This is a genomic window from Ketobacter alkanivorans (assembly GCF_002863865.1).
Classification (GTDB): Bacteria; Pseudomonadota; Gammaproteobacteria; order Pseudomonadales; family Ketobacteraceae; genus Ketobacter; species Ketobacter alkanivorans.
Genome location: NZ_CP022684.1, coordinates 1,048,544 through 1,060,947, shown reverse-complemented (window position 1 = coordinate 1,060,947; position 12,404 = coordinate 1,048,544). Strand labels below are relative to the sequence as shown.

The 12,404-nt window shown below is 51.3% G+C and carries 11 protein-coding genes; 9 read left to right on the top strand and 2 right to left on the bottom strand.

Translation table 11 applies throughout. The features are described from left to right. The first annotated feature begins 79 nt into the window (after positions 1–79). The 3 genes from Kalk_RS04455 (at position 80) to Kalk_RS04440 (ending at position 3,747) form a co-directional block, all read left to right on the top strand. A complete protein-coding gene (locus Kalk_RS04455) occupies positions 80–1,480 on the top strand; it encodes an HDOD domain-containing protein (RefSeq protein WP_158643299.1) in 1,401 nt (466 codons plus the stop codon). 361 nt (positions 1,481–1,841) lie between these two features. Then, a complete protein-coding gene (adk, locus tag Kalk_RS04450; RefSeq protein WP_101893053.1) occupies positions 1,842–2,495 on the top strand; it encodes an adenylate kinase in 654 nt (217 codons plus the stop codon). Positions 2,496–2,943: 448 nt separating this feature from the next. Then, positions 2,944–3,747 (top strand): hypothetical protein, encoded by an 804-nt coding sequence (locus Kalk_RS04440; protein WP_101893051.1) that lies wholly within the window; start codon positions 2,944–2,946, stop codon positions 3,745–3,747. Between the two features lie 54 nt (positions 3,748–3,801). On the opposite strand, the gene mobA is transcribed toward Kalk_RS04440, so the two are convergent. Beyond that, on the bottom strand, positions 3,802–4,383 hold the full coding sequence (gene mobA / locus Kalk_RS04435) for a molybdenum cofactor guanylyltransferase MobA (RefSeq protein WP_158643298.1): 582 nt from the start codon (positions 4,381–4,383) through the stop codon (positions 3,802–3,804). Positions 4,384–4,451: 68 nt separating this feature from the next. Here mobA and Kalk_RS04430 point away from each other — a divergent pair, with 68 nt between their 5' ends. From Kalk_RS04430 to Kalk_RS04405, 6 genes are all read left to right on the top strand, one after another. Continuing rightward, the gene (locus tag Kalk_RS04430) at positions 4,452–6,374 is read left to right on the top strand and encodes an ATP-dependent DNA helicase (RefSeq protein WP_101893049.1); all 1,923 of its coding nucleotides are present in this window, start codon (positions 4,452–4,454) and stop codon (positions 6,372–6,374) included. A gap of 67 nt (positions 6,375–6,441) precedes the next feature. After that, positions 6,442–7,143 carry a tRNA (adenosine(37)-N6)-threonylcarbamoyltransferase complex dimerization subunit type 1 TsaB gene (gene tsaB / locus Kalk_RS04425; protein ID WP_101893048.1) on the top strand — a complete coding sequence of 234 codons (702 nt, stop codon included), beginning with the start codon at positions 6,442–6,444 and terminating at the stop codon, positions 7,141–7,143. 45 nt (positions 7,144–7,188) lie between these two features. Beyond that, complete coding sequence (locus tag Kalk_RS04420) at positions 7,189–7,623, top strand: acyl-CoA thioesterase (RefSeq protein WP_324775051.1); 435 nt, start codon at positions 7,189–7,191, stop codon at positions 7,621–7,623. A gap of 31 nt (positions 7,624–7,654) precedes the next feature. Further along, positions 7,655–8,461: an undecaprenyl-diphosphate phosphatase gene (locus Kalk_RS04415; RefSeq protein WP_101893046.1), complete on the top strand. Its 807-nt coding sequence runs from the start codon at positions 7,655–7,657 to the stop codon at positions 8,459–8,461. Between the two features lie 126 nt (positions 8,462–8,587). After that, complete coding sequence (locus Kalk_RS04410) at positions 8,588–8,974, top strand: hypothetical protein (protein WP_101893045.1); 387 nt, start codon at positions 8,588–8,590, stop codon at positions 8,972–8,974. A gap of 34 nt (positions 8,975–9,008) precedes the next feature. Further along, a complete protein-coding gene (locus Kalk_RS04405) occupies positions 9,009–9,779 on the top strand; it encodes a class I SAM-dependent methyltransferase (protein WP_101893044.1) in 771 nt (256 codons plus the stop codon). Positions 9,780–9,806: 27 nt separating this feature from the next. Here the strand turns inward: Kalk_RS04405 and plsB are convergent, their stop codons facing one another. Continuing rightward, complete coding sequence (gene plsB, locus Kalk_RS04400) at positions 9,807–12,308, bottom strand: glycerol-3-phosphate 1-O-acyltransferase PlsB (protein WP_101893043.1); 2,502 nt, start codon at positions 12,306–12,308, stop codon at positions 9,807–9,809. Positions 12,309–12,404 lie beyond the last annotated feature (96 nt).

The following is a 12,404-nucleotide window of genomic DNA, read 5'->3' as shown; positions in this document are numbered from 1 at the left end:
GCCTTGAGTCCATTCTGTCCTGCTGTAGGGGCTAGACTGTTTTAATTGATGGTTAAATTGTTCCGAGGCGCTTATGGAAATGGCTGAGTCACTGCGACGCTACTTACAGAAGAAAGCAGTGGAGTTTCGCGTGCACCCTCATGTGCTGGAAACCAGTCTGTCCAAACTGTGTGATGAAATGGGTATTGATCCCGAGCAAACTGCTGTTCCGGTTCTGCTGCGCACACAAAAACAGGCGTTTCTGATGGCGATTTTGCCCCTCAGCCGCTCGCTGGATCTGGATCGCTTGGCCGCTCTGCTGCGCAGGGAGTTTTTGTATTTGGATGAGGCGGAGACGTCGGCCTGGTTTCTTGATTCAGAACCAGGGGCTGAGCCTCCGGTGGCGGAACCCTATGATCTACCCTGCATAATTGATCGCAGCCTGTTCGATCAACCTCGAATATTCATGCGCGGAGGCAGTCATAGAGCGTTGGTCAGCTTTGATATCGCGAATCTGACCAAACTGTATCAATCTTATCCCAAAGCTGTAATTTCTAATCCTTCTGTTTTTTCCGCAGCAACCAGTGACGCGCTGGCGGCAGAAGATCCTCGTACCATTACCGCAATTTACAACGCATTGGATAAGCTGCAGCGCCTGCCGCCGATCCCTGCAATGGCTTTGCGTCTTTTGGAGCAGGCCAGTAGCCCAGAGAGTACGGCTGCAGATCTGGCGGACACCATTGAACTGGATCCGAGTGTTGCAGCTCAGGTAATGCGTTATGCAGGGTCGCCTTATTTTGGTTACCGAGGCAACCTGGATTCGGTGCAGGATGCCATCACACGGGTGCTGGGGTTCGAGTTGGTCAGCAATATTGCGTTGGGCATCGCATCAAGCAAGGCGTTTTCTGTTCCGCAACAAGGGCCGCTGGGGCTGCGGGCTTTCTGGAAACATGCGCTTTACAGTGCGGTGCTGGCGCAAAGCCTGGCGCGAAAAATAAACCGACCGGGGGTTATTAACCCGGCCAGAGCGTATCTGTGCGGATTGCTCCATAATTTGGGTGTGCTTTTGATGGGGCATTTGTTTCCTCAGGAGTTTCGCCTCTTAAATCATGAGCTGGAACGCTACCCGCAACGCTCATTGCAGGATATAGAGCGAAGCCTGGTGATTGGTGGCGATGCACAGCAATTTATTCGTCTGGGGCATGACCATATGGGGGGGTACCTGCTGGAAAAATGGAATCTGCCAGAAGCTGTCAGTGTGTGCGCTTATCATCATCACGATGACGAATATGAGGGGGAATGCTCTGAATATGCCTCGCTGATTCGTCTCAGTAATCTGTTGCTGGCCCAGAAAGGCATTGGTGATGCGGGTTTGGCGGGGGCAGAACTGGATGAATGGGGCAACGAATTTATTACAAGGGAAGATGCAGAGACTGTATTGGATAAAGTGATGGAGCTGTGCCCCGAATTAGACAATCTGGCTGATAATATGGCTGCCTGAGCCCGGCAGGGCCCTGTAATTTTGATAGGGCGCATTCGGATGCACCATTCAAGCAGCGCAATAAAATAATTTAAAATCAGTAAGTTAGGCTGAGGTGGTCGGTGGGCTTGTATCCCGACGCGTTCATGTGTATGTTTGGCCATTCTTTTCTATGCTGGAATGGATCCTGTATTCTCCTTCCTCGCTATTATAATACGGTATAACAATTCGATAGGTTGCCTACTGCAAATGCATGTTTCCGATCCTGTTTATTAATGGAATAGTAGACGCAACAACAAAGTTTCTGGCGGTTTTCTGGCATCAGCCCAAACAGATTTCTGCTCACCCGAATTTTTAACAAACTACTATGGAGTCATACTCAATGCGTATCATTCTTTTAGGCGCTCCCGGTGCCGGTAAAGGGACTCAGGCACAATATATTTCAGAGACTTTTGGTATTCCCCAGATTTCTACCGGCGACATGCTGCGAGCGGCTGTAAAAGCGGGTACACCTTTGGGTCAAGCCGCGAAGAAAGTAATGGATGCCGGTCAATTGGTTTCAGACGACATTATTATCGGACTGGTTAAAGAGCGCATTCAGGAAGCCGACTGTAAGAACGGCTTTTTGTTCGATGGTTTTCCGCGCACCATTCCTCAGGCAGAAGCCATGCTAAATGAAGGCGTTGAAATTGATCATGTTCTTGAAATCGCCGTCGAAGACGAAGAAATCGTTAAGCGCTTAAGTGGTCGTCGTGTACACCCTAATTCTGGCCGTGTTTATCATACTGTATATAACCCGCCCAAAGTTGAAGGCAAAGATGACGCTACTGGCGAAGACCTGGTTCAGCGTGATGATGATAAAGAAGATACAGTGCGTAAGCGCCTTGAGGTTTATCATGATCAGACCGCACCACTGGTTGGTTTTTACGAACAAATGGCGGAAAAAGGCCAAGCCAGCACTCGTTATAGCCGAGTTGAGGGCGTAGGTTCAGTTGAAGATATTACTGCCTCGGTTATGGCTGCGCTGAAACAGTAAAAAGTCGGCAGATTATTAGAGAAGGCACCGTGAGGTGCCTTTTTTTTTGTCCAGATTTGGATTGATCAGTGATGCGGTGTTGGTGTGGGGCAAGTTTTCAATGCCGTTATTCGATTCAAGAACAAGCTTGCTGGTAAATTGAATGCTTAATAGATGCCTCGGCTGTTCATTTTTGTTTTGCCTTTTGTTGTGAGTGATGCGAACAAATGGCTTGCGCACAGAAGACTTGTTTTGAATTAAAAACAGTTCAAAAAATAAAAAAAGAGGAGTTTTTAGATCGTTTTTTGGAAAAAAAGGGGCTTTATACTGGAAATAAATTAATTATTAAATAATATTGCCATGTGTATGTATCACATGCATTTTTTTTGTGCTACTTTTTCTTTAAGCACATTTTGCTAGCTGAGTAAATGTGTGTGCCTGAAAATGCCATAGCTGAGGAGACAGAATCATGGCAAGAGCTAAAAAAGCCGCTGCGAAAAAACGTCCAGTACGTAAAGCAGCTCCAAAAAAAGCGGCAGCACCTGCGCATCCTATCCTGGAGAAAGCGGAAGCTGCATTATCTAAAGTCCAAGCTGAACTGAATGAAGCAACCAAAAAAGCGGCTGCTGCAAGCAAAGAAGCTCAAACCAAAGCTGTGGCTGCCAAGAAAGCTGGCACCAAAGCTGCCCAGCGTTCTGCTGAGTCTGCTAAAAAGGCCGCTGCTAAAGCTGCTGAGCAGGCCAAGGCAAAGCGCGAAGCTCTGCGTCACGCCAAAGTGGGACATGCAGTTGCCCGAGTTGAAGCTTCTGTGATCGAAGCTGAACAGAAAGCAGTTCATGCCGTTAAAGAGTTCGCCGAGTCGGTTTCCAGCCGTGCTGAAGCGGATCTGAAGAAAGCAGTAAATGCTTTCGAAGCTCGCTGGAAGAAGTCTCGCGCAGCTGCCGACGCCAAGAAAGTGAAGGCGAAGGAAAGAAAAGAAGTTGCCAAGGCCAAGGCCGAAGCCAAGAAAGCAGCCGCCAAGAAGAAGGCTATTGCTAAAAAGGCTACTGCCAAGCCCAAGAAGCGTCCTGCCAAAAAGCGTGTAGCGAAAGCTGCAGCACCGGCGGCTCCTAAGGCTCCAGCCAAGAAAAAGGCACCAGCCAAGAAGAAAGCCGTTAAAAAGGCGCCAGCCAAGAAAGTAGCTGCTAAAAAGGCACCAGCCAAAAAAGCAGCCGCCAAGAAGGCTCCAGCCAAGAAAAAAGCAGTATCACGTGGCAGACCAAAGAAAGCGTAATATCGGTTTGATGTGATGTGCTACAAGAAAGCCCCTTTTTGGGGCTTTTCTTGTTTATATGTGAAGTTTTTTCTCAAATTCGCTCAATTCAGACGGCGTATTAAGATTCGTGAAAGCACTATTGTCACCGATCGTGACAACTTCAGGGTCTTGCTGCTCACACCACAGCATTAGTTTACGATCCCCTCCTGCCAGAAATGCTCTAATCGACGCGGCCAACGAGCGATGATAAAGCCCAAACAGCGGTTGCATACGCTTTTCATCCCGACACAGTATTAATTTGGCAGGTATATGCGCGCTCAAACTTTCCACCAGGTTAATTGGGATCAGCGGTGCGTCGGTGGGCACGATCAAACCGTAATCCGTGTCAATGTGTTCAAGGCAGGCTGCGATTCCCCCTAGCGGGCCCTGATAAGGCGTATCATCAGAGTAAATACGAGCATCCAGTTTGGCGTATGCATCTAAATTGCGGTTGGCGCTGATAACGATTTGCTCCACCTGGGGCTGCAGTCGCTCAATGGCCCTGCGAATCATCGGCAGGCCTTGAAGTTGTAGCCAGCCCTTATCCTGACCTCCCATTCTGCGGCCTTCACCTCCGGCCAATATGATGCCGGTAATAGCTCGCGATTTTGACATGCCTATCTCCCATTGTGATACATTGCGCTTCATTCGCGCGCCAGTGCCCAAAGTATACCCGAGTTGTTATGCATCCCCAGATATCCAGAGTGGAAGAATGTTTATCTCCGACCGGCTTATTGGCTCAGCACTGGCCTGGCTATGGGGTGCGACCAGAACAGATCAGGCTGGCACTTGAGGTTGAGCAGGGGGTGATTGCCGGTAAATCCCTAGCGCTGGAAGCACCCACCGGCACCGGTAAAACGCTGTCCTATTTGCTGCCAGCGCTACTGTCCAGTCGGCGCATTATATTGTCAGTGGGAAACCTGACATTACAGGATCACTTACTGTTGGGTGAATATCAGAAACTGCGTGCGGTGTTACCTGAATTGCGCCAGTTATCTGTGTTGAAAGGGTGTGATAACTACTTTTGCCATTACCGATTTGAGCAAATTCAGAATGGAAAGGCCGCACCAGGTGCGGCAGCGCTGGTGCATTCCATATGGTCTGAACTCATGGCGTGGAAGATGCAGACCCGTCATGGTGAAATTCAGACTCTGCCGGTAACGGGCGAACAGATTTCTCAATTGCGGCCCCTGTTAACCCTCAGTGCGGATCAATGCGTGGGGCGTCGTTGTCCACATTTTGATAACTGCTATTTCCAGAAAGCACGCCAGCGAGCAGCAAACGCTGATGTCTTATTGATTAACCACACGCTGCTTCTGAGTGATCAGGGGCTGTTTGAAAAGGGAATGGGAGCATTGCTGCCTGCGGTGGATGTGGTCATCGTTGATGAGGCCCACCAGTTACCGGATCTGCTGGTGCGCCGTAATACCGAAACCATGGAGGAGTACGGATTCCAACGTTGGTTGAAACGGGTTCGTCGATGTAGTGCCGAGCATTCAGGCTTGTTCGCCGATCTTGGCACGCTGTTATTGCGACTGGAGCAGTTGTGGGGGCAAATCCGTCAGCAATTGTTGCAAAAAGGCGGGGCAGACAGTGTTCAGTCAGTGGCACCAACCAGTTTTAAACCGCTGCAGGGAATATTGCTACAGCTACAGGCCCAGCTGGCTGCACTGCATCTTGCTGCGGTTGACGTAGAAAAAGAAATCAAACAGTTGCAGCAATGGATCAGTATGTTCCAGCAGGCTTGCGATGATAAGGCGGTTCTGTACTGTGATGTAGATCAAAGCCAACTACGAATCGTGGCGGCTCGCCTGCATAATCCGTTTGTGAGCCTGAATACCGATTCTGCTGCCTGGATCTTTATTTCTGCAACCTTGATGGTTGATAGCAGCTTTGATTACTTTAAGCGTTGTCTGTCGCTAACTGATGTTGAAACGCATCATCACCAATCCGCGATGGATTACTCTAATCGGTCTTTACTCTGGGTTCCAACGAACCTGCCCCTGCCAGCAGATGAGGACTTCTATCAGGCCTGGTCAGACACGTTGTTGATGGTAGCCGATCGTTTGGACGGTGGCATGTTGCTGTTGTTTTCCAGTCACGAAGCATTGCAGCAGACGGCGCAGATTCTGCAGGGCCGCACCGACCGCACATTGCTGATTTACGAGCCGGACAGTAATCGCCATAAATTGTTGCAACAGTTCCGTCAAGACAGCAGTAGCTTGTTATTGGCCACGGGCAGTTTCTGGGAGGGGATCGACGTCAGTGGTGCCGCCTTACGCTGCGTGGCCATCGATAAATTGCCGTTTGCTTCCCCCGATGATGTGCTCAGTCTGGCGTGGCGCTACAAAGCCAGTCAGGAGCAACTTTCACTGTTTAATGATTACATGGTGCCCAATGCCATCACCCGACTGCGGCAGGGGGTGGGGCGGCTGCTGCGCTCAACCGAGGATGAAGGTTTGGTGGTGCTGGGAGATACCCGGATTCTGAAGAAATCATACGGCCCACGGTTCTTATCCTCGCTGCCCCCTATGCCTTTGGCGGAATCGCTGCAGGAGGTGGATGCTTTTCTGCTGAAAATGGGCATTGGTAGAGATCCATTTTGATTGCGGGTTTTTCAGCGTTGCGGAAACCTGAGATAATGCCGCCTCTGTTTAGGATGCGAGCTGCAGTATGACCGCCAAAATTCTTGCTATTGATACCTCCTCTGAAGCTTGTTCTGTGGCGCTTAGTACCGGGGCCGGGGATCTTTTTCGACATACGGATGAACCACGCAAGCACGCTGAGTTGGTGCTGCCCATGGTTGATGCCTTGCTGGCAGAGGCAGGGGTGGCCCTGTCAGACCTCGATGCCATTGCCTTTGGTCGTGGCCCGGGTGCGTTCACCGGGTTGCGTATCGCCGCTGGTATGGTGCAGGGATTGGCCTTTGGTGCAGGCCTGCCTGTGGTGTCTGTGTCGTCGCTGGCAGTTCTGGCCCATCGAACCTGGCGTGAAATGGGTTGGACCCAGTGCCACGCAGCATTCGATGCGCGCATGGGGGAGGTTTACTGGGGCTCTTATCGTATAAGCGGAGCTGGATCAGTTGAGTTGGTGGGGCGTGAGTGTGTTTGCAAGCCGGAAGAAGTGGCCAGTCATGGGGCAATTCAGGCTGAATCAAGCTGGAATGGTGCTGGTAGTGGTTGGTGTTACCAAAAGCTACTTGAGTTAGGCACAGGGCCGTTGCAACATTGCCAACCCTCTCTGTTACCCCACGGGCTGGATCTTCTCGCTCTGGCACAAACGGGGTTTGCGGCGGGGGAGCTGATTCCTGCAGAACAGGTGGTACCGGTTTATCTGCGCAATAATGTGGCAGTGAAATCCACCAAACATTCATAAGACAGAAATTGGGAGTGAGCCATGAATCAGGCAGAAGTGAATGCGCTGGATTGGGATTTCGGAGCACCTTCTTTCTATCGTGTTATCCAGGTTGTGGATGATCATATCGATATCATGGGGCACACCAATAATGTGGTCTATGTCAGTTGGTTGGAAGATGTAGCCTGGGGCCATTCGCAGGCATTGGGTTTGGGTTGGGATAAATACACTGAACTGAATCGGGCAATGGTGGCAAGACGTCATGAAGTGGACTATCTGGCGGCGACCTTCAATGGCGATACCTTGGTAATGGGAACCTGGATCACGGAGAATGATCAAAAAATTTCCATTACTCGACGGTATCAATTGATTCGGCCAAAGGATGGGGTGACTGCGTTGCGCGGTTGTACCAAGTGGGTGTGTGTTGCGGTGGATTCCGGCAGACCCAAGCGTATGCCCCCGGAGTTCGTGAGTGGATATCAGTTAACAGCACCAGTTTAACGCTCGCAGTATTATAAAAAAGGATTCATACATGGATATCATTCTTCAGGCATTGGTATTAGCCATCATCCAGGGCTTAACGGAGTTCTTGCCTGTTTCCAGCTCCGCGCATTTGATTTTACCGTCGCAGGTGTTGGGTTGGCCGGATCAGGGGCAGGCTTTTGATGTGGCGGTGCATCTAGGTACGTTGATGGCGGTTGTGACCTATTTCAATCATGATATCCGGCGCATGCTGGGTGGTATGGTGACGGGTGTGCAGACCCGATCAATGAATCAGGATCTGAACCTGGCGTTTGCCGTGATTATTGGCACCATTCCGGCGGTGATATTCGGTGGACTGTTCAGTGATTTTATTGAAATGAACATGCGCACCAGTTTTGTGATTGCTTGTACAACGGTGGTGTTCGGCTTGTTGCTTTGGGCCTCTGATAAGCAGGGTAATGGCAGGCTGGAACTGGATCGAATGACACTGACCATTGCGTTGGTGATCGGCTTGGCCCAGGCGATTGCATTGATCCCTGGTACCTCCCGCAGCGGTATAACCATGACTGCTGCGTTGTTCCTGGGGTTCAGTCGAGTGGCGTCAGCGCGCTTTTCCATGTTGCTGTCCATTCCTATCATCGTTGCAGCGGGCACATTGGAAACGGCCAAGCTTGCGGTTAGCGGTCAGGAGGTACCTTGGAATTTGATGGTGCTGGGGATTCTGGCGTCTTCGATCAGCGCATTTTTGTGCATTCATGTGTTTCTGAGTTTGCTTGAGCGCATTGGTATGACGCCGTTTGTGGTATATCGACTGTTGCTTGGGGCGGCGTTGTTTATGTTTGTGGGGCTAAATTAATTAGGCTGCAAGCCCCGATCAGGTTTTGATGCGGGTTAGACAGCCAGTGAATATGGCCAGTCTTTACAGCAGAGCTATACTTAACTACCCAGGGTTTGATTGAGTTGAGTTGGTTGCCGGATCGATATGCGAATAAGCGGTAGCGCCATACAATCTGCGGTATCTAATGGGTTGCAGGGTCGGGATGAAAACCGGCTCATTGAGCAACCCGTTGACCGTGCCCGTGACGCGTCGCAGGGCAATGCGCGCTCATCTCAAACAGGGCCCTCGCCTCAGCAGTCTGATGTCCAAATAAGTGAAGCTGCCCGCCAGGCTTCCGCTTTGCAACAAGTGGTTCCAGCCAGTCGCCCTGAGGCCGCCCAACCTAGCTATCAGTACTATCGCCCGGTGGAGCAGAATACGCTGCCATCGTCCAATCAGCGTGCCTTGCAAGCGTATACCAATACCCAGCAGATTAGCCGTGAAGCCCAAGGCAGTGGTGAGTTTCTGGGTGGCATCGATCTGTTTGTGTAATACTGCCCGTTTTTGATTCAAGCGAGTTTTTATAGTGAGCGCTACCTGGATTGCTGTCGATCAGCCTGACTTTCGTGATCGTGTCCGTCAACTTCACCTGCCGTTGGCGTGTTTGGATGGCCATTGGTCCAGCCAGGGGCAGGATCAAGCAGGGTTGAAAGCCGTGCTGGAATGGCGTGATGGTGTGGTTCAGTTGCGGCCGCTGGACAAGGAGCTGGGAAACCCGGTGACAGTGGATTTTATTCACGGCAAAACAGGCTTTCGTTTTATGCGGGCGCAGCATGAAATGATCGTGAAAGCAGTGGCCGGGCGCAGCAAGGATCCGCTGCGCGTAATGGACGCCACTGCCGGGCTGGGTCGTGATAGCTTTATTCTGGCGGCCGCAGGATTTGCGGTTACTGCAATAGAGCGCCATCCGGCAATTGCCTGTCTTTTGGCCGACGGCTTGGATCGAGCCCGCTACTCACCAGAGGGTGCAGCAGTGGCGGAGCGGATTCAACTTCAGTGGGGTGTCGCGCATTCAATTTTGGCACAGCTTGCAGAGTCAGAGCGGCCAGATGTGGTGTATCTGGATCCAATGTTCCCTGAACGCACCAAGCACGCGTTGGTAAAAAAGGAAATGCGCCTGTTTCGAGATGTGGTGGGGGATGATATGGACGCTGACGCATTGATGGAGATTGCTCTGGAGGTTGCTCGTAAGCGTGTGGTAGTGAAGCGCCCACGCAAGGCCGATAGTGTGGCGGGGCGTAAACCGGGCTACCAGCTGCTGGGTAAGAGCAGCCGGTTTGATGTGTACCCGGTGTAACCTTCAATCAGGCAGTCAGTTCGGCAATTATTTGTCGGCGTTTGCTTCGCTGAACTCTTTTTCCAGATCCATGTCTGCGATTTGCTGGATGCTTTGGCGGGTATCTTCACCCAGCAGGGAATGTGCATCTTCATGGGAGCGTAACAGGGCATCACCGAACGTCAGGTTGCCACTGTCATTCACATTCAGAACTTCGCTTTTTACCAGGGCTTGGATAAAGTTACGGAACAATGATTTGTCTGAGAACTCGGGGCCGCTGAATTCGTGTAACAACGACATGCGCTGGGCCAGCATGGTGCAGGCGTTCTCCAGCTGGGCGCGCTGTAATTTCCCTGAGCCTGCTTTCACCAAAATCTCCACCGCGATAAAGAAGCGCTCCAAAGATTGCTTGGTGGTATTGGCCAGAATGCTCAGGTGCATGAATTCGGTGGAGCGACTATCCGGTGCCCACACTTCCTTTTCATTGGCAATCAGATAACCATGTTCTACCAGCAGCGCCAGGCTGCGTTCCACTACCCCAGGGATGTCCTCATCCTGCCAATGCATAAACAGCTCAGATTTGAAAAACACGTACAGCTGGCTGATCTGCTTGGTCAGTGTTTGTCGTTTGATTCTGCGGTTGTTCTGTACCAGACAGGCCACCAGTGAAATCAACGCAAATAGATGAATGATGTTGTTGCGGTAGTAACTCATCAGCAGCGCTTTGTCATCGGTAAGACGAATCACGTCCCCGAGTGCATGCTTCTGACGGGTCAGTACTTCCATGCGTTCGCAGTATGCAATGACGTCTGCGCCGCTTATGTCGGGTACCACCACCAGGTCGGTATAGGGAACCTTGCGCAAGAAGTCTAAATAGAAATCCAATTGCTTTGCCAGTGCGCCTTCATCCATGGCTTGTTTGGGCGTGGACAGCAAAACGATGCTCATTAGATTGATGGGGTTGGCTACCGCAGCGTTGTTGATGCCAGTGATGATACCGGTTCCGACACTATCGACGGTCTCGGACACCCAGGCGGGTGGTTTGTTATCGTCGTACTGGAACTGTCGCCAATCGGGCGCTGCGTTGGTCAGTGCATCGTTCAGGTGAATCGGTTCACCAAAATTTACATAGACCTGGCCGAAGGTGCCGCGAATTTTGTTCAGCGTGCGGAAAATATCGAAAATGGATTCCTGTTTTTTCTCCTTGCCATACAGTTCACCCAGATAAGTGCCTCCTTCCAGCACTTTCTCGTAGCAGATATGGACAGGGACGAACACGAAGTTACGTCGCCGGGTGCGGAGGAAGCTGCGCACGGTCATGGACAGCATTCCAGGGCGGGGTGCCAACAGTCGGCCGGTGCGGCTGCGGCCGCCTTCGACGAAATACTCGACGGAAAAGCCCCGGTCGAAGGTCATGTTGAGGTATTCATTAAAAACGGCGGTATAAAGTCGGTTGCCTTTGAAGCTGCGACGTAAGAAGAAAGCGCCGCCGCGTCGCAGAATGGGGCCTACCACCGGCATATTCAGGTTTACACCTGCGGCAATGTGAGGCGGCACCATGCCGTAGCGGAACAGCAAATAGGACATCAATAGATAGTCGATGTGGCTACGGTGGCAGGGTACGTAAATCACTTCGTTATCGGTGGCAACCTTCTTCAGACGATCCATTCCGTTGACGGAGACGCCGTTATAAAGTTTGTTCCAAAGCCAGGTCAGCACCAGGTAATAGATGCGTATAACAGAATGGGAATAATCGGCCGCAATTTCATTGGCGTAACTGCGTGCGGTGGCGGCGGCTTTTCGCTTGTCGCCTTTACCGTTGCGTTTGGCTTCTGATTCGATGGCGGCGGTAACGCTGGGCATGCGCAGAAGGGCGTTTACCATGGTGCGGCGATGGGACAGGTCAGGCCCGATCACGGCCTCGCGCAATCGGCGGAAGTGGGTGCGGAATACACGGCCTAGTTTGCGGATCGCACGCTCTTTGGGGAGCCCCTCATCCAGCATTTTGCGCAAAGATACGGGCTCATCGAAGTGAACCACCGTCTGACGGCCCTGGATCATTATGATAAGCAATTTGCGCAGCAGACCCGGTACGCGCCAAGTGTCAGAAAAAATGATTTTAAATATGGAATTCTCACGGGCGGGGGCGCGCCCCCAGAACAGAGAAACCGGCACCAGCTGCACATCCAGCTCTGGGTTTTTCTCCAGTTCATCAATCATCTTGAGAAGTTTTTGTGGTTGTGCCAGTGCTTTTTCTTTGCGCTCCCAAAACCAGCCCTTGGCGGTCAGGAAATAAGAGGCCCGTTTATGGTGATACTGGCCCACCTGCAGGCCTTTGGTAGGATCCGGAAGGCCCAGGTTACTGCACTCGCGGGCCATCACCAGGTAATCGGCGATAGACTCGTTTTTCAGTACATAGCAAACCGGAAGATTGGGGTCAACATTCAGGCTTTCCCGTGACTCTGGTTGCACGTTGGCACGTACCATCCAGAACAGAAATTGCTTGATTAGCCAGATGAGCAGCAGATCCAATCCTAACCAGTGAGTCATGTAACTACCTATAGAGTCCTTCAAAATGGCTGCAGTCTACTGCCTAACGACGGCTTAGGCAAAAATCTTACATCGTTCACTGTAACAAAGCATTAA

Coding starts and splice junctions, on each gene's coding strand:
- Kalk_RS04455 (WP_158643299.1), top strand. CDS start 80: ATGGCTGAGTCACTGCGACGCTACTTACAGAAGAAAGCAGTGGAGTTT.
- adk (WP_101893053.1), top strand. CDS start 1,842: ATGCGTATCATTCTTTTAGGCGCTCCCGGTGCCGGTAAAGGGACTCAG.
- Kalk_RS04440 (WP_101893051.1), top strand. CDS start 2,944: ATGGCAAGAGCTAAAAAAGCCGCTGCGAAAAAACGTCCAGTACGTAAA.
- mobA (WP_158643298.1), bottom strand. CDS start 4,383: ATGTCAAAATCGCGAGCTATTACCGGCATCATATTGGCCGGAGGTGAA.
- Kalk_RS04430 (WP_101893049.1), top strand. CDS start 4,452: ATGCATCCCCAGATATCCAGAGTGGAAGAATGTTTATCTCCGACCGGC.
- tsaB (WP_101893048.1), top strand. CDS start 6,442: ATGACCGCCAAAATTCTTGCTATTGATACCTCCTCTGAAGCTTGTTCT.
- Kalk_RS04415 (WP_101893046.1), top strand. CDS start 7,655: ATGGATATCATTCTTCAGGCATTGGTATTAGCCATCATCCAGGGCTTA.
- Kalk_RS04410 (WP_101893045.1), top strand. CDS start 8,588: ATGCGAATAAGCGGTAGCGCCATACAATCTGCGGTATCTAATGGGTTG.
- plsB (WP_101893043.1), bottom strand. CDS start 12,308: ATGACTCACTGGTTAGGATTGGATCTGCTGCTCATCTGGCTAATCAAG.